The organism is Streptomyces sp. NPDC090442 (genome assembly GCF_044769405.1).
Classification (GTDB): domain Bacteria; phylum Actinomycetota; class Actinomycetes; order Streptomycetales; family Streptomycetaceae; genus Streptomyces.
The window spans coordinates 44,900-62,100 of the sequence record NZ_JBIVXW010000024.1; the positions used below are offsets into that span (position 1 = coordinate 44,900).

The window sequence follows — 17,201 nt, forward strand, 5'->3', positions numbered from 1 at the left end:
TCAGTCGCCCTTCGTGAGGATGTCGCGCGGGTTCAGGCGCAGGATGCGGGCGCCGGGGACGCAGGTGGCCAGGGCCGCGATGCCGAGGCCGGTCGCGCCGACCTTGGCGACGTCGACGGGACTGAGCCGGACGTCGATGGAGTCGATGGGCCTGGTGTCGGGTTGGTCCTTCTTGGCCGCGCCGGTGGGGTCGCTGGGGTCGGGCTGGTTGGCCTCGTTCGCGGCTGCCTGGTTGGCGGACGAGACCTCGCCGGCGAGGAGCCGGTCGCCGATGGTCTGGGAGAGGAACTGGCTGCACACGCCGGCGAGGCCGATCGCGAGCACCGCGCAGGCGACCACCTCGACGAGGTGTTGGCCGAGCAGCCTGGGCTTCTTCTCGCCGAGCGAGAGCAGGATCCCCAACTCCCCGCGGCGCTCACGCAAATTGGAGGCGACGATCAGGGCGAGGATGATGGTGCCGGCGACCGCGACCAACCACACCGTGACCGTGGCGAAGGCGGCGGTCTTGGTGATCGGCCCGACGAGGGTCCGGTACTGCTTGTCGTTGATCGACAGCGGGAAGAGCTCCAGGTCGGCGCCCGCGGCCTCGGCGTCCTTCTTGAGCCGGTCCAGGTCCTTGGGGTCGTTGAGGGTGAAGGTCGCCTGCTTGAGGACGCCGTCCTTTCCCGCGCCCTTGCCGAGGAGCGTGCTCGCGCCGTCCGTCGTGGCGTAGATCTGGTTGGCGGGATCCATCATCGCCGGAACGTAGGTGCCGGTGTCGGCGATATTGCTCCGGTAGATGCCGACGACCTTGAAAGCGTATTCCCGTTCGTCGGCCTTCTGCCCCGGTGCCGGAAGCTGACCCACCTTGAGTTTCGCCGTATCACCGACCTTGAGCCCGTTCTCCTTGGCGAGGCGTTCCTCGATGACGATCTCGTCGTGCTTGCTGTGCGGGCCGATTCCCTGCCCGGCCACCAACTTGGCGTCGCCATTGCGGAAGGCGCCGACCGCATTGAGGTCACGTATGCCGTCCACCTTGAACAGGTCGGTGCCGAGCGAGTCCTGGCCGCGGGGCGGCGGAACCGGCTGGTACAGCTTGGTGGACCTGGTGGGGAACGCGCCGCTGTCCGTCGTGTAGTTGCACTGGCTGACCACGGACGACGCGCAGATCCTGTCGACCAGCGAGCGGTGCAGATCGCCGTTGGAACCGACCGTTCCGCCCTGTTGTCCCTGGGGGTTCGTGCCGTTGTTCTTGCCCGAATTGATCAGGGCGTTCACGTCGAGCTGCATGGTGGCCACGGCCCCCACGCTCTCCTTGGCGCGGTCGGCCGCGCGGGCCGCCGCCGACTGGATCAGAAACCCGGACAACACCAGGGTGCAGATCACGAAGAACAAGCCGACCAGCATCGCCGTCTTGCCCAGATGGCCGGTGAGCCGCCACCACGCCCGTTTGAAGAGATTCATGGCCGCAACGCTAGGAAGCGCTCCTTGTGAGCGGCGTTTGCGAAAAACGGCGTCCCGCGAACCCTCATATGCGATTCACATGCGGTATCTGATAGACGTGAGAGAAACACCGGGAAAAGGGCCGGAATCACGCTCGCCCCTCCCGCCATTTTCATGTAATTCTCAGCAACACGGAAGGTCCGGCGCGCATGCGGGTTTTGGTGGTCGAGGACGAGCAGTACATGGCGCGCGTCCTGGAGCTCGGGCTGCGCCGCGAATCCATCGCCGTCGACGTCGTGCACGACGGCAACGCCGCGCTGCACCGCGTCGCCGTCTACGACTACGACGCGGTGGTGCTCGACCGCGATCTGCCCGAGGTCCACGGCGACGAGGTCTGCCGCCGCATCGTCGCCATGGGCCTGGACTGCCGCATCCTGATGCTCACCGCCGCGGGCCGACTCGGCGACAAGGTGGAGGGCCTCGGCCTGGGCGCGGACGACTACCTCGCCAAGCCCTTCGACTTCCCCGAACTCGTCGCCCGACTCAGGGCGTTGTACCGGCGCAGCCCGATGGCGCACCCGCCCGTCCTGACCTTCGCCGACCTCAGCTTCGACACCCATCGCCGCCGCGTGACGCGAGCGGGCACCGAGATCCGCCTCACGCCCAAGGAACTGGCCGTCCTGGAACTGCTGATGCGCGCCGACGGCGGGGTGCTCAGCGCCGAATACCTGCTCGACAAGGCGTGGGACGCCCACACCGACCCGCTCACCAACGCCGTGCGCCTGGTGGTGCACACGCTGCGCAGGAAGCTCGGCGAACCCCGGCTCGTGCACACCGCGATCAGCGCGGGCTACTACCTGGGGACCGAGTGAGGTTCCGCCGGGGCCGCGGCCGGCCCCGCACGCTCAGCATCCACGCCAGGCTCTTCCTCGGCTTCGGCGGGGCCCTGGCCGCCTGCTCGGCGCTGATGGTCGCCATCATCTACGTCGGCATCCGCTACCTGCCCACCTACGACCTCACCACCTCCGTCAAGGCGCCGCCCCCGACGTCCTTCACACCCGGCGCGACGCCAGGTACCCAGCCCCCCAAAACCCTGCACAAGGGCCAGCCGCTCGACACGTCCGGGCTGATCCGCGACAAGGAGGACGTCTGGTCGACGGTCCTCCTGGTCTCCGTCGGCGGGGTGCTCCTCGTCCTGGCCGTCGGCCTCGGCGCGGGATGGGTCCTCTCGCGGCGGCTGCTGGCGCCCCTGCACACCATCAACCGGGCCGCGGCCAAGGCCAGCGAAGGGGACCTGTCGTACCGCATCAACGCCGTAGGCCCGGCTGACGAGTTGAAGCAGTTGGCCGACACCTTCGACACCACCCTGGGCCGACTGGAGGAGTCCTTCGCCGCCCATCAACGGTTCGCCGCCAACGCCTCGCACGAGCTGCTCACCCCACTCGCCACGACCCGGGCGATCCTCCAGATGGCAGGGTCCGAACCGTCGCGAGACGAGTTCGCCGAGCTGGTGCCCATGCTGCGGGAGACCAACGAGCGCAACATCCGCGTGGTGCAGGAACTGCTCCAGCTCGCGGTGGCGGACCAGGCGATCCCTGACGCGGAACCGGTCGACCTGGCCGAACTCGCCGAAGGGGTGGTCAACGCCACGGCCGCCGAACAGCCGGACGGCACGGACGGGATGGACGAGGGGGAGGGGGCGGCCGGGGTCTCCGTCACCTTCGCCACCGCCTCCACCGTCGCGGCCGCCTGCCGCGTCCACGGCAGCGCCACGCTGCTACGACAACTCGTCATCAACCTCGTCGACAACGCCCGCACCCACAACGTGCCCGGCGGCACGGTGCGGGTACGGGTCGACAACCACGCCGACCAGGTCGTTCTGGAAGTCACCAACACCGGGCCGATGGTGGCCCCGGAGGTGGTGGGCCGCCTGTTCGAGCCCTTCTACCGGGCCCGCCCCCGCGTGGCCAGCGACCGCACCGGACACGGCCTGGGCCTGGCGATCGTGCGCTCCATCGTGCGCGGCCACCACGGCACCGTCACGGCCCAGGCGCAGCCGACCGGCGGGCTGCACGTACGGGTCACTCTGCCGGCGCGGCCGAGCAGTTGAGGGGAGGCCGCCGCACCTGCTCCCAGGCTCCACGCGCATGCAGCCGGTATCCCCACTCTCCTATGCTCGGATCCGAGTAGTTGGTGCCTAGTAGGCAAATCCATCAACCCGGCGCACTGGAGTTCCATGCCCGCCCGCCAACATCCCACCGCCGTCCCCAAACCCCCGAAGCGGCCCGCCAACGCCCTGGCCCTTGCCGTGCTCGGGCTGCTGCTGGAACGGCCGATGCACCCCCACGCCATGGCCAGCGCGCTCCGCGAGCGCGGTATGGAGCGCGCGTTCAAGCTGACGACCGGATCGCTCTACGACACCGTCCGCGCGCTCGCACGGGACGGATGGATCGAGGCGGACGGCACCGAGCAGGTCGGCAACCGCCCGGCCCGCACCGTCTACCGCCACACCCACGCCGGGCGGGACGGCTTCACCGACTGGCTCGACGAACTGATCCGCGAGCCCTCGCCCGAGTACCCGCGGTTCCTCTCCGCCGTCGGCTACCTCGGCGCGTTGGGCCGCGTCCGTGCCGCGGAGGCGCTGCGCGAGCGGGCCGCCACGCTGCGGGAGCGGATCGCGGAGGGCGCCACGGCCCACCGCGCGGCCCTGGAGGAGCACCACGCGCCGCGCCTGTTCGTCATCGAGGCCGAGTACGCCGAAGCCATGGCGCGGGCCGAGCTGGCCTGGGTGGAACGCACCGCCGACGAGATCGAGCACGGGACGCTGACCTGGCCGGAGGGGACGGACGGTGAGTGACACCGCGATGAGCGGCACCGCATCGCGAGACGAGATCGTCGACGTCCTGATAGTCGGCGCCGGGCCGGCCGGGCTGGCGCTCGGCGGGGAGTTGGGACGCGCGGGAGTCCGGGCACTGGTCCTGGAGCGGGACACCGAACCGCCGGGCTTCTGCCGCGGGTTCAACCTCAACGCCCGCAGCCTGGAACTGCTCGACCGCCGGGGCCTTGCCGCCCGCCTCCTGGCCGAGGGGCCGACCGTCCCGACGACGATGTTCGTCGGTGCATCCCGCCTCGACCTCGCCGCCATGCGCACCGAACACCCCTACGTCCTCGGCATCCCCCAGACCCGCGTGGAGGAACTCCTTGCCGAGTGGGCCGTGCAGTCGGGCGCGCGGCTCCTCCGTGGTCGACGCCTGACCGGGTTGCGGCAGAACGGTGACGGCGTCACGGTCGAGGTGGATGGTGCAGACAGACCGTCAACCATGCGCTGTCGATGGCTGGTTGGCTGTGACGGGGGCCGCAGCACGGTGCGGAAGGCGGCCGGGATCGGCTTCCCCGGCACGCCCGCACGGCAGTTCACCCTGCTCGGGGACGTGGTGCTCGCCGACCCGTCGACCGTTCCGTTCGGCCCCCAGACCGGGCCCGACGGCCGCTCGGTGTTCGCGATCCCACGCCCCGGCTACGTCCGTCTCCTCACCGCCGACCCGGCACCTCCCGCAGACCCGCGCGAGCCGGTCTCGCAGGACGCCTTCCAGCACGCGATCGATGCCGCGTTGGGACATCGGGCCGAGATCGCCGAGACGCGGTGGCTGACCCGGTTCGGGGACGCGGCGCGGCTCGCCGAGCGGTTCCGGGCGGGCCGGGTACTGCTGGCCGGGGACGCCGCGCACATCCACCCGCCGGCCGGCGCCATCGGCGTCAACGCGGCGATCGACGACGCCGTCAACCTGGGCTGGAAACTCGCCCTGGTGGCACGCGGCCAGGCACCGGACACGCTGCTCGACACCTACCACGACGAGCGTCACGCGGCCGGTGAGCGCCTCCTCCGCAACACCCGCGCGCAGACGGCGCTCACCCGGGTCGACGGGGACGACGACCCCTTGGCCCCCGTCCGCGACCTGCTCTCCGAACTGGCCGAATCCGCAGACACCGCAGGCCCGTTGGCCGAGACGATCACCGCTGTCGGCACCCGATACCCCGCCTCCGGAGACCCCGAACACCGCTGGGCGGGACGCATGGTGCCCGACATCCCGCTGGGCCGGGACGGCGGGGACACCCTCACGGCGCTACTGACCCGCACCGCCGGCGGCGTCCTGCTCTTCGACGACACGACGGACCGGCACGCCCTCGCCTCCGCCGCCCGCCCATGGGCGGACCGGGTCACCACCGCCCGCATCCACCCGCGTGCCCCGGAGCACGCCCGCGCGGTCCTCGTCCGCCCGGACGGGCACGCGGCGTGGATCGGGGCACCTTCGACGGCGGTGGACGGGGCCGCGGACGAGCTGCGGGAGGCCCTCGCGCGCTGGTTCGGGAACCCCGCGACTGACGCGCACACGGGTAGGGAGGCTGCTGGTGCTGGCCGCCGTCGCTGACCGGCCCGGTCGGCTGGCTGACGTCCTGACCGTCCGGGACGTGGAGGGGCCCGCTGCTCCCGGCGAGGGGGAGGTCGTGGTGCGCATGCTCGCGACGACCGTCAACCCCTCCGACGAGGTGACCGTCTCGGGCGCCTACGGCTCACGGACGTCGTTTCCGATGGTCCCCGGGTTCGAGGGCGTCGGTGTGATCGATGCCCTCGGGCCGGGGGTGCCTGCCGGGGCCTTGGGGCGGCGCGTGCTGCCCCTCGGCTCGGCCGGGAACTGGCAGCAGTACAAGCGGCTCGGCTACTCCTGGTGCGTTCCGGTGCCGGACGACGTGCCCGATGAGGTCGCCTGCTTCGCCTACGTCAACCCCCTGACGGCCACGTTGATGGTCGACCGGTTCTGCCGGTCGGGCGTGCGCAACGTCGTGGTCACGGCCGCCACTTCGGCCATCGGCCGACACCTCGCGGAACTCCTGACCGATCGCGGGATCACCCCGGTCGGGGTCGTGCGGGGAACGCCGGGACGGGCTGTGGCCGATCCGTCCCGGTGGCGGGCTGTGATCCCGACGGACGACCCAGGATGGCGCGAACGGCTGCGGGTGGCGGTCGGCCCGCGGGGCGCCGACGTCACCTTCGACTGCGTCGGTGGCGACGTGGGCGGCGAGGTGTTCGCACTGACGGCGGGCGACGGCGCGTTCGTCCACTACGGCCTGCTGTCGGGGACACCCCTGCCGGCGGAGTGCCTCACCGCCCCCGGTGGCGCCCCCGTGGAACTGTTCCGCCTGCGCGACACCGTCCACAAGGACGGCGGGCAGCATCTGCCCGAGCCGTTCGCGCCGGTTTTCGGGAACCTGCGCCGCGGCCGCCTCCACGCGCCCGTGGGGATGCGCGTCGGACTCAGCGAACTCGCCGACCACTTCAAGACCCCAACCGCCGGACGTACGGGCAAGATCCTCATCGACCCGCGGAGGTGAACAACCGCAGCCGCACCAGGCGGGGTCGTGCCCCGTGCCATGGCCTGGCCTGTTCCTGCCCACAGGGGCGGTGACGAGGGAAGTGGGGCGGGCCGATGCGGGAACGTAGGTGCCTGGATGGCGGTTTCGGTCCGTCGTCGCGATGGCGCGCCTGGCGTTGACGGCCACCTTCCACGGCCGTCAACGCCAGGCAGGGGTACCTCGTACCGGTCCGCGGTCAGCCGATTCCGACCTTCGACAGGGCGGTGGTCCAGTCGGTGGCGATGGCGCTGCGTGCGGCGTCCAGTTGGACGGTGCCGTCGCACACCGCGGTCTTGAGCTTGTTCTCCACGGAGTCCTTGTCGGCCGCCGTCTGATCGCCGTAGCGGGGCTCGGGCCACAGGTTCTTCGGGTCGCGAGGGGCACCGCCCAGTTCGAGGGGAACGAGGTGGTCCTCCTCGTAGTCGGCGGTGTCGGTGTCCGAGTAGCCGTACTCGCCGATCTGCTCGACCTTGAGGGGGTTGGTGTAGGAGACGGGCGGTCGGACGGTCTTGGTCCAGCCGGGCTCACAGATCGTCGATTCGATCGTTGACTGGGTGACGTCGGGGTTGTCGGCGCCTGGCTGGCAGATGGGGTCGGGGAGCGGCAGGTAGGACTGTGAGCAGGTGGCTGCGTGGGCGCTGCCTGTGGTGAGCGCGAGTCCGGCGACGGTGAGTGCGGTGGCCGTTATGGCGGAGGCGATGCGGTGTGTCGATCGCATGGGGGCTCCGAGTGGGGGAGAAGCCCGGCAGGTTTCCGGGCGAGTGACGCCATGGCAGCAGCCCCGTGGTCCGTGCGGGTAGACGGCGGCGGTGAACAGCAGATGTCCATGCCGTGCTCTGACCGTCGGGTGACGTGTTCTCAGCCAACTCCTGCGATATGTAAGGGGTTTCGAGCTGCTCGTCGAGTGGCTGCCGTGCCGTCGGCAGGCCGGGGAGCGGCCTGCCGACGGCTGGGGCGGCTCTGGTCAGTGGGCCGTGCCGGTGTTCCAGATGGCCTGGCTTCCGTCGTAGATCACGACGTTGCCGTCGTTTTGGACCACGAGCCGGGAGCCGGGGTGGCCGGCGGTCTGGGAGTTCCACACCGGGCGTCCGGTACGGGTGTAGACGACGAAGTTGCCGTCGGTCTGGAAGACGGCCCGCCAGCCCTGGTTGACGGTGGAGGTGGCCCAGCGGGCCCGGCCGAACTCGTCGTAGACGACGAGGTTGCCGTCGGTCTGCATGACCAGCCGGGCCGTGTCGGAAGTCCAGGACTCGCCCCGCTCCAGCGCGGCGGGTGCGTCCAGCACTTGGTCGGACGCGGGTCTGACCGTGGCCGTGGTTCTGGCCGCTTCGGCCGAGGTGCCTGTGGTGGCGGCACTGGCCTGGCCGGCGAGTGTCAGGGTGGCGAGCGTAGCAACTGCGAGGAGTGCACTGACCCTCTGCTTCATAGAGGGCCTCCTTTCGCCGAGTCGGTCGTCACACCGGCACATGCCGGGGACGGCGGACAGAGTCTGTCATCGTGTGGCAAATGCAGATTCAGTAGATATGGAGGATGGCGCATTTGCGCTGCTGAATGGCCAACTGGCCTCTGTGGATGAGGTGTTGGATCGGCGAGCAGGTGCTGTACCGCAGTCGCCGCTGCCGATCTCGGTTGGCACCCGGGGGCTTTCCCCACCCTGGAGCGGTGGGTTGCCGGATGGTCCACGGTCGTTGCCGCCAGGAAGCTGGGAGGCCACAGCGGAGGAATCGGGGGAGACCGTGAACAGTCCCAGTGCCAGTCCCAAGGGACGTGCTCTCGCGCGCCGTACGTTGCTCGGGGCCGTGGCGGCGTCGGGCGCGGGGGTTCTGTGCGGGGAGCCGGCCTTCGCCGACGCGTTGAGCCGACCGGTGGCGCGCTCGGAGGTGGCCACCGAGGTGGCCCGCCTGGAGCGTGAACTGGTCGCATTGCGGCGGGACATCCACCGGCACCCCGAGGCGCCGGGTCAGGAACGTCGTACCGCCGGCCTGGTGGCTCAGAGACTGCGGCACGCCGGACTGAGCGTGACGACAGGAGTGGGCGGTAACGGCGTGGTCGGCATCCTGCGTGGCCGTCTGCCGGGCCGGACGGTCGCCTACCGGGCCGACATGGACGCGGTGCCGCCCGAGGGCATCATCGGGGGCGGCACCGTGACGGCGCATGTCTGCGGGCATGACATCCACACCACGGTGGCCGTAGGGGTCGCGCAGGTCCTGGCCCGGATGCGGCAACGGCTCAGCGGGACGGTCGTGTTCCTCTTCCAGCCCGCCGAAGAGTCACTGGCGGGGGCCCGCAGGATGCTGGATTCCGGGGTGCTGGAGCGCACCGGGATCCAGGAGATCCATGCCCTGCACTGTGGGCCGTTTCCGGTGGGGCGGTTCGCCGTGACACCCGGCTTCGGGCTGCCCGGCCTGGACCACGGCGAGGTGGACCTCCACGGACCGGACGCGCCCGAGGCCGCGCGGCAGCTCGCCGCCGGGATCGGCGCCCTCGCCACGGTCACGCAGCCCAAGACGGCCGCGGAGTTGGCCCGGCTGGTCGCTGACCTGCAGCGGCCGGACAGCCCGCTGGCCCGGTTCGTGTTCGTCCGAGCCGGGGTCCGGGAGTCCGCGGTGAAGGTGTCCGTCCGTTGCTGGCCGCCGGAGCGGTATCGGGCGGTGCGCGAGGAGATCCGCCAGGTGGCCGGGCGGTACTCGGGGGCCGAAGTGGCCTTCCCCGCTGAGCCGTTCCCGGCCATGGTCTGCCCGGCAGCCGATGCCCGCGCCCTCGCCCGTCATCTGCGCCGCACGCTCGGCAGGGACGCGGTGACCGTGATGCGGGCCGCCATTCCCTTCAGCGGTGAGGACTTCGCCCTGTACCTGGAACGCGTCCCGGGTACGTACACCTTTCTCGGGGTCCGTCGCCCCGGTGCCTCCGTCGACACCGCCTACCCGCACTTTCCCGACTTCGCTCCGGACGAACGCGCGATCGGCCTGGGCGTGCGGGCGATGGCGGGGTGGCTCACCGAGCGGACCCGCCGCCCTTGAGGCGCGCCTCCCGTCGGCGGGAGTAGCCCGGCTCGGCGGCCCCGACCGCTGCGCGTGCGCGGGTCGGTGGGGCCGGCCGGAGCCGCCGCATCACCCGCCGGGCGGCGCCTGGATCAGGCCGATGCGGCGCAGGTCGGAGACGTACTTGCGGATGAGGTCGGCCGACAGGTGGGGAACGTCCGCGTCGGGGCCGACCGCGGCGGCTCGCACGGCGGCCCGGAACCGTTCGGCCGGGAGCGCCGAACCGGCGACGCCGTCCTCCGGTTGCGCCACGGCGTGCAGCAGGGGCAGCAGCGAGTGCTGACGCTGCTTCTCCGGCAGCGCACGGAGGGCGGCCGTGAAGCGGGCGAACCACGCGGCGTGGTCGTCGATCCGCTGGATCGGGTGGCCGGCGTCGATGAGCCAGTCGACGAAGGTGTCCAGGGAGACGCCGTCGTCGTGCGGGTTCAGCGCGTTGAACGTCCGGTGGCCCTCGGTGACTTGGGCGCCGAGGGCGGCGATGGCCCCGGCGGTGAAGTCGACCGGCAGGCCGTCGTAGTGGGCGCGTGCGCCGTCGTCGCGGTAGAACGAGGCCGGGGCGATGCCGGTGGCGATCAGGCTGAGCAGCAGGCGGGTGAACATGTCGGGCACGTTCACCTGACCGGGATACCCGCGGTGCGCGAGGACCATGTTCGACCGGAAGGTGGCTACCGGCAGGCCGCACAGGTCGTGTGCCTGGCGGAGCAGGACCTCGCCGGCCCATTTGCTGGTGGCGTACCCGTTGGCGTAGCTCTCGTCGAGGTGGCGGGTCGGGCTGGTGCTGCGGATGTCGGCGTCCTCGACAAGAGCCGCGGCCGGGGCTCCGAGGTACACGGCGACGGTGGAGACGTAGCTGATGGGCTTCATCCGGGTGGTGAGCGCCAGGCGGATCAGTTCGGCCGTGCCGACGACGTTGGGGCCGAACAACTGGCGGTACGGCAGTACGTGGTTGACGAGGGCGGCCGGGTGGACGATCAGATCCACCGATGCGGTCAGCCGGCGCCAGACATCGTCGTCCAACCCGAGGCGTGGCTCGGCGACGTCCCCCGCGAGCACCTCCAGCGTCCCGTTCGCCAACTCCCGGTAACGGGACAGCAGTTCGTCGTCACCGGTGCCGAAGGACGCGTCCAGCCGCTGCGCCGCGGCGGCCGCGTCGCTTCCCCGGACGACGCAGATCAGCTTGCCGCCCGCGGGTGCCAGGCGCTCCAACCACTCCAGGCACAGGAACCGGCCGAGGTAGCCGTTGGCCCCGGTGAGCAGGACGGTCCGGGCGGCGCCTCGGGGGCGGGCCAGCGTCGGGGCGGCGGCCAGCGTGTCCGCGTCGAGGAACTTCTCCAGGGCGAGGTCGTCGGCGTGGACCGTGGTGCTGTGTTCGCCGTGCACGGAGGCGAACGTGGGGCGTCGCGCCCCGCAACGGCGTTCCGCCTCGATGTACCCCGCCACCCGAGCGAGGTCGTTGGCCGGACTGATCACCACCCCGACCGGCACCTCGACCTCGAAGATGTCCTGGAGGAGCTGGGAGAAGGACAGGGCGGACAGGGAGTCGCCGCCCAGGTCGGTGAAGTGCGCCTCGGGGCTCGGGTCGTCGTGCGCGCCGCCCAGCAGTGCCTGGGCGGCCCGGCCGACCGTTTCCACCACGGGGCGGTCCGCGCCGGTCCGGCGCAGTACACGCAGTTGCTGGGCCTGCCCCTCGGCGAGCTCGGCGTAGAGCCGTTCCAACGCCTCGCCGTAGCGCTCCTTGAGCCTGGGGCGGAGCAGCTTGTGGCTGTCGGCGAGCAGGCCGTTCTCGGGGCTGAAGGGCTCGGGCTCGACCAGGAAGTCGCGTGGGATCTCGTACGAGTTGAGTGCGGCGTCCTTGGCGACCTGCTGGAGCGCGGCGCCGAGCAGTGACTTGAGCGAGGCGGTGTCCCCGCCGCACCTGGCGCGTGCGTCCGGGGCGGGCACCACCACCGCGAGCAGGTGGGCGCGCTCGCTGTTGCCGTACACGTAGATCTGTCGGATCAGGGGGCTGCCGAGGAAGGCGGCCTCCAGGCGGGAGACCGCCACGAACTCGCCCTGGGACAGCTTCAGGGTGTCCTTGGTGCGGTCGACGTAGACCAGTCGGTCCGGTCCGATCTCGGCCATGACGTCGCCGGTCCGGTAGTAGCCGTCCTCGTCGAAGATCTCCGCGGTGAGCTCGGGCCGCTTGTAGTAGCCGGGGATGAGGGTTTCGGACTTCAGCAGCAACTCTCCGCGCGGGTACGGAGAGTCGGTGCGGTAGTAGCCCAGTTCCGGGACGTCCGCCAGCTTGTAGTCGATCACCGGCGGGCGTTGGACCACCGAGTCCAGCAGCACCCCGCCGGCTTCGGTGGAGCCGTACCCGCTGTACAGGTGGAACCCGAGGCAGGACTCGACGAAGGCGGTCAACTCGGCCGAGAGCGGGGCGGTGCCGACGAACGCCTTGGCGACGCGTCCGCCCAGGAAGTTCTCCCGCAGGTCCGCCTTGACCGCCGCCTCGATGTCGCCGGGCTCGCCGGCCCGTCGGTCCAGTTCGCTTTGGTACTGCTGGAACAGCATGTCGCAGACGCGGGGAACCATGGTCAGCTCCGTGGGGCGGGCCAGCGCGATGTCCTCGAAGAGGGTGGACAGATCGCTCCGCGCGGTGAAGTAGCCCACGCCGCCGCGGACGAGCGAGCCCATCAGCGCGTAGCGACCGGCCAGATGGCTCTGCGGCATGTAGAGGACGCTGACCGAGGGTACGTCCGCGGATCCGTAGCTGAACCCGTACCACGCGGTGCCGACCAGCCGCTGGGTGTACATGGCGCCCTTGGGGGCCCCGGTGCTGCCGGAGGTGTAGATCAGCAGCGCCAACGGGTCGTCGCCCGGTGCGGCGGTGAACAGGGGAGGGGCCGGCAGGGCTGCGCCGTGCTCGATCACCTCCGCCAGTGACTCGACGACCACGGGATTGTCCGCCCCGGCCAGGCGCCGCCGGGCGGATGCCACGGCCGCGAACTGGTCGGCGTCCTCGGGACGGTAGTCGAACACGAGCAGGCGCCGGACCGAGGGCGCGTCGAGGGCGAGGGCGACGGCGGTGGTCAGGTGCTCGACGCTCGCCGCGAGGACGCGCGGCTCGGACTCCGCGATGATCGGCCCGAGTTGGGACGGCGGCGCGCTGTACTGCAACGGCACGGCCACGACGCCGTTGTGCAGGCAGGCCAGGTCGAGGGTGGCGTAGTCGGCGCTGGCGAAGCCCAGGGTGCACAGCCGCTCGCCAGCGCCCAACGGGTACTCCGGGTCGTGGTACCACCGGCCGGCGACCGCACGGATGCGCGCCCACAGTTCGCGGTAGCTGAGGGTGTCGAACCGCGGGAGGAGACGCCCCGTCGACGGGTCCTTGGCGCGTTCGCCTAGGGCCGGTCGGTCGCCGTGGCTCTCCATGACGGTCGCCATGACTTCGGCGAGCTGCTTGCCCGGATCGACGGCCGCCAGGGCCTGGGCGAGTCCCTCACCCGGATCGGGCACGGGCGGAGTGCTCGCCTCCAGCGGTTCGGCCATGATCAGCTCTCCCGTAGCGTTCTGGTGGTGTCGGTGCGTGGGGTGGGGCGGGGTGCCGTTGGCGGCCGAGGGGCGAGTGACCGGCGGCCCCTCACCAACTGACCGGTAGCGCGGCAACCCCGCGGATGAGGCGCTCGGTTCGCCAGGACAACTGGTCGGCCGGCACGGCCAGTCGGAGCGCGGGCAGCCGCTCGATCAGGGCTTCGAGCACCACGCGCAGTTCCAACCTGGCCAGTTGTGCGCCCAGGCAGTGGTGCACGCCGTGCCCGAAGGTGACGTGCGGGACGGTCCCGCGGTGGAAGTCGATCTCGTCGGGGCGGTCGAAGACCTTGGGGTCCCGGTTGGCCAGGCCCAACTCGGCCACCACGGCGTCGCCGGCGCGAATGGTCTGCCCGCTGAGCTCCACGTCCTCGGTGGCGATCCGGGTGAAGCCGGCGGTCGCACTGATCGGGATGAACCGGGAGAGCTCCTCGACCGCACCGGGGATGAGGGCCGGATCGGCGGCGAGTTCCTGCCAGAGGTCGGGGTGGGTCAGCAGCGTGTAGACGAAGTTGCCGATCTGGTTGGCGGTGGCCTCCTGGCCGGCGGAGAGCAGACTGACCCCGAGGCTGACCAGTTCCTCCTCGCCCAGCCGGTCCTCCTCGTCCCGCACGGCGACCAGTTCGCCGAGGAGGTCGTCGGTGGGCTGGGCACGTCGGAGCTCGACCAGGCCGGCGAGGTACTCGCAGAGGTGCTCACGGGCCTGCGCGGCCTGGGCCGGATCGGAGAGCATCAGCAGGCCGTCCACCCAGACGTTGAACCGGTCGCGGTCGGCCAGGGGCACGCCGAGCAGTTCACAGATCACCGTGATCGGCAGCGGCCAGGTCAGGGCCTGGGTGAGGTCGGCCGGCGACCCGGTGGCGATCATGGTGTCGAGCAGGCCGTGCACGATCTCCCGGACGCGCGGGCGCATCTTCTCCACCCGGCGTACGGTGAACGCGTTGGCCACCCGGCGCCGCAGCCGGCTGTGTTCCGGCGGGTCCATGCTCAGCATGGAGGTGCGCGGCAGGCCGACCGCGACCGTCCGCGGCACGTCGTCGCCGACGGCGGCGGCACGGCTGAACCGGGTGTCGGCCAGCACCGTCTTGACGTCTGCGTGGCGGGTGACCAGCCAGCCGTCGCCTCCGAAGGGCAGCGTGACGCGCAGTACCGGCTGCTCGCCGCAGATCTCGACGAGCTTCGGGTCCACGTTGAGTCGGTCGATCGGACCGAACGGGTAGGCCCGCACCCCGTTGTCTGTCGCGCTCATCGTGTCAGTCCTTCCCCTGGTGGGATGCGGTTGCCTACGGATGGTCGATGACCCACCCAACCGGCTTGCGGTCTCGGCTCGTTGACGGGCCAGGGGCCGTCGGCCGGGGGTGGGCCTGCCGGGCACGGTGCCGCCCGCGGTCAGGGGCGACCCGCACGGGTCACAGGGCCGCGCACCGCCCGCCGTCGATGACGAGCGTGCTGCCGGTGATCCACGCCGCGCGGGAGGAGACCAGGAAACTCACCGCGTCGGCGATGTCCTGTGACTGGCCCAGGCGCCCGAGCGGGATTTCGTCGGCCCAGTTCTCGGACGGCTCGATGTCGTTGCCGAGATAGTCGATGATCTGGTCGCGCGCCGCGTCCGCACCCGGGGTCGCCACGTTTCCCAGCGAGACGGCGACGACGCGGATGCCGTCCGGCGCCAACTCGGCGGTGAGCCCCTTGCTGTACGTCTCCAGCGCCGATTTGGCGGCGGCATAGTGCAGGATCATCGGGTACGACGAAATGGTGGCGATGGAGGAGACGTGGACGATGACTCCGCCGCCCTGGGTGCGCATGACCGGCACCAGTGCGGCATTGAGCCGGACCGCGGCGAGGAAGTTGATGTCGACCGTGTACTGCCAGTCGTTCTCAATCTCCAGCGCGCTTTGGAAGGCGCGGCACCCGCCGGCGTTGTTGACGATGATGTCCACGCCGCCCAGGGTGTCCAGCGCGGTGTCCGCGAACTCGCGTACCCCGTCCGGCGTGCTGAGGTCGGCCTTGACGAAGGTCGCGTCGGACGGCGTCTGGTCGGTCGAGCTGCGGGCCGAGGTGACGACGGTGGCGCCGGCGTCGAGCAGGTTCTGCGTGATCGCGGCGCCGATTCCGCGGCTGCCTCCGGTGACCACGGCCCGCTTGCCGGCCAACTCCTGAACAACCCCCGCCGTGCGGTGGTTTCGACTTTCCATGGATTCCACCCCTGATTCCACCCCCTTCGCTGCCGCGGCACCCCGGTGCGCGAAACGCAGCAGTGCGGAACTTCCCTGACGGCAGTGGGGAGTGGGAGTTTTTTCGCCGACTGATGGTGATAATGCGGAGTTGCCACGGCAACTATCCAAGACCTCGTCGACGACGGTCAAATGGAATATTCCGATGCATTGGATCGCCTTGGGCAATACAGCCGTGACGTCCGAATTCCGGTCGGTGGCACGGGCATTGCCGACTGGACGACGAGATCAACAACGCCGATAATCATGCGCTGTTGACGCGCGGCCGCCGACGTTTTTCCGCGCGGCCTGAAAAGGCCGGGTCGGGTGGGGGAGAGGGGCGCGCACAGGGGCGTCGTCATGAGCGGCGCCCGCGGTGCCGATAACTCGGGAGGAACAATGGCCAGTTTGGACGAACCCTTCGTCGTGGGCGACCTCAGGGTGCCCAACCGGATCGTGATGGCTCCGATGACCAGGACGCAGTCCCCCGGGGGCGTTCCGGGCGAGGACGTGGCGGAGTACTACGCCCGCCGGGCGGCCCACCAAGTCGGGTTGATCATCACCGAGGGCACCTACATCAACCGCCCCGCCGCCGGCGCGTACGACGACGTGCCCCAGTTCCACGGCGAGCAGCCCCTCGCCGGCTGGGCCCATGTGGTGCGACGGGTGCACGAGGAGGGCGGCAGGATCATTCCGCAGCTCTGGCACACCGGTGTCGTGCGCACCGGGGCCGAGCCGCCGGCCGACGGCCCGTCCGGGCTCGGACTGGACGGCGCCCCGGCCGGCAAGGCCATGACCCAACAGGACATCGACGCCACGGTGGCCGCCTTCGCCACGGCCGCCGCGGACGCCGAGCGACTCGGCTTCGACGGCGTCGAGTTGCACGGTGCGCACGGCTACCTCATCGACGACTTCCTGTGGAGCGCCACCAACCGGCGCAGCGACCGCTACGGCGGCGACCCGGCCTCCCGCGCCCGCTTCGGCGCCGAGATCGTGCAGGCCGTCCGTGCGGCCGTCAGCCCCGGATTCCCGATCTTCTTCCGGCTCTCCCAGTGGAAACTCGGGGCGTACGACGCACGCATCGCCACGAACCCGGACGAGCTGGCACAGCTCCTGGCACCGCTGGCCGACGCGGGCGTCGACGTGTTCCACGCCTCCACCCGCCGCTACTGGCTGCCCGAGTTCGACGACGGCACCCTCAACCTGGCCGGCTGGGTGCGCAAACTCAGCGGCAGGGCCACCGTGACGGTCGGCTCGGTCGGCATGGACAGGCAGTACGGCGAGGGCGAGTTCACCCAGGGCTTCACCCGGCAGTCCGACGTGGCCGGCATCGAGGAACTGGTGTCCCGTCTGGAGCGCGACGAGTTCGACCTGGTCGCCGTCGGCAGGGCGCTGCTGGCCAACCCGGACTGGGCGGCCCTCGCGCTCCGCGGTGAACTGGCCCGGACCGTTCCCTACGATCCGGAGGTGCTCAAGTCCCTGACCTGACAGCCCCGTTAGGCGGGTGGGCCCCGGATCCTGCACAGGATCCGGGGCCCACCCG

General features: G+C 70.9%; 13 protein-coding genes. 7 read left to right on the forward strand and 6 right to left on the reverse strand.

Translation table 11 applies throughout. The annotated features are described in order from the left end of the window. A complete protein-coding gene (locus ACIQU6_RS18505) occupies positions 1–1,443 on the reverse strand; it encodes an ABC transporter permease (RefSeq protein ID WP_403482685.1) in 1,443 nt (480 codons plus the stop codon). Positions 1,444–1,631: 188 nt separating this feature from the next. On the opposite strand from ACIQU6_RS18505, the gene ACIQU6_RS18510 reads away from it, so the two are divergent. The 5 genes from ACIQU6_RS18510 (at position 1,632) to ACIQU6_RS18530 (ending at position 6,813) form a co-directional block, all read left to right on the forward strand. Further along, positions 1,632–2,294 (forward strand): response regulator transcription factor, encoded by a 663-nt coding sequence (locus ACIQU6_RS18510; RefSeq protein ID WP_403482686.1) that lies wholly within the window; start codon positions 1,632–1,634, stop codon positions 2,292–2,294. Beyond that, positions 2,291–3,532: a sensor histidine kinase gene (locus ACIQU6_RS18515; RefSeq protein WP_403482687.1), complete on the forward strand. Its 1,242-nt coding sequence runs from the start codon at positions 2,291–2,293 to the stop codon at positions 3,530–3,532. Before ACIQU6_RS18510 ends, ACIQU6_RS18515 begins: the two co-directional genes overlap by 4 nt. 126 nt (positions 3,533–3,658) lie before the next feature. Further along, complete coding sequence (locus ACIQU6_RS18520) at positions 3,659–4,279, forward strand: PadR family transcriptional regulator (RefSeq protein WP_403482688.1); 621 nt, start codon at positions 3,659–3,661, stop codon at positions 4,277–4,279. Then, a complete protein-coding gene (locus ACIQU6_RS18525) occupies positions 4,272–5,852 on the forward strand; it encodes an FAD-dependent monooxygenase (RefSeq protein ID WP_403482689.1) in 1,581 nt (526 codons plus the stop codon). The genes ACIQU6_RS18520 and ACIQU6_RS18525 overlap by 8 nt, the downstream gene beginning before the upstream one ends. After that, positions 5,833–6,813 (forward strand): zinc-dependent alcohol dehydrogenase family protein, encoded by a 981-nt coding sequence (locus ACIQU6_RS18530; protein WP_403482690.1) that lies wholly within the window; start codon positions 5,833–5,835, stop codon positions 6,811–6,813. The genes ACIQU6_RS18525 and ACIQU6_RS18530 overlap by 20 nt, the downstream gene beginning before the upstream one ends. 217 nt (positions 6,814–7,030) lie before the next feature. Here the strand turns inward: ACIQU6_RS18530 and ACIQU6_RS18535 are convergent, their stop codons facing one another. Both ACIQU6_RS18535 and ACIQU6_RS18540 read right to left on the reverse strand, forming a co-directional pair. Further along, a complete protein-coding gene (locus ACIQU6_RS18535; protein WP_403482691.1) occupies positions 7,031–7,552 on the reverse strand; it encodes a hypothetical protein in 522 nt (173 codons plus the stop codon). A gap of 246 nt (positions 7,553–7,798) precedes the next feature. Then, positions 7,799–8,260 (reverse strand): hypothetical protein, encoded by a 462-nt coding sequence (locus tag ACIQU6_RS18540; protein WP_403482692.1) that lies wholly within the window; start codon positions 8,258–8,260, stop codon positions 7,799–7,801. Between the two features lie 310 nt (positions 8,261–8,570). Between ACIQU6_RS18540 and ACIQU6_RS18545 the strand changes: the two genes are divergently transcribed. Further along, complete coding sequence (locus ACIQU6_RS18545; RefSeq protein WP_403482693.1) at positions 8,571–9,854, forward strand: M20 family metallopeptidase; 1,284 nt, start codon at positions 8,571–8,573, stop codon at positions 9,852–9,854. Positions 9,855–9,944: 90 nt separating this feature from the next. Here ACIQU6_RS18545 and car read toward each other — a convergent pair whose 3' ends face one another. The 3 genes from car to ACIQU6_RS18560 all read right to left on the reverse strand — a co-directional run bounded on the left by car (position 9,945) and on the right by ACIQU6_RS18560 (position 15,640). Next, complete coding sequence (car, locus tag ACIQU6_RS18550) at positions 9,945–13,406, reverse strand: carboxylic acid reductase (RefSeq protein WP_403482694.1); 3,462 nt, start codon at positions 13,404–13,406, stop codon at positions 9,945–9,947. A 91-nt stretch (positions 13,407–13,497) separates the two neighbouring features. Then, positions 13,498–14,694, reverse strand: coding sequence for a cytochrome P450 (locus ACIQU6_RS18555; RefSeq protein ID WP_403482695.1), 1,197 nt, complete (start codon positions 14,692–14,694; stop codon positions 13,498–13,500). Positions 14,695–14,854: 160 nt separating this feature from the next. Beyond that, complete coding sequence (locus tag ACIQU6_RS18560) at positions 14,855–15,640, reverse strand: SDR family oxidoreductase (protein ID WP_403482696.1); 786 nt, start codon at positions 15,638–15,640, stop codon at positions 14,855–14,857. 417 nt (positions 15,641–16,057) lie between these two features. Here ACIQU6_RS18560 and ACIQU6_RS18565 point away from each other — a divergent pair, with 417 nt between their 5' ends. Continuing rightward, positions 16,058–17,146, forward strand: coding sequence for an NADH:flavin oxidoreductase (locus tag ACIQU6_RS18565; protein ID WP_403482697.1), 1,089 nt, complete (start codon positions 16,058–16,060; stop codon positions 17,144–17,146). Positions 17,147–17,201: the final 55 nt, after the last annotated feature.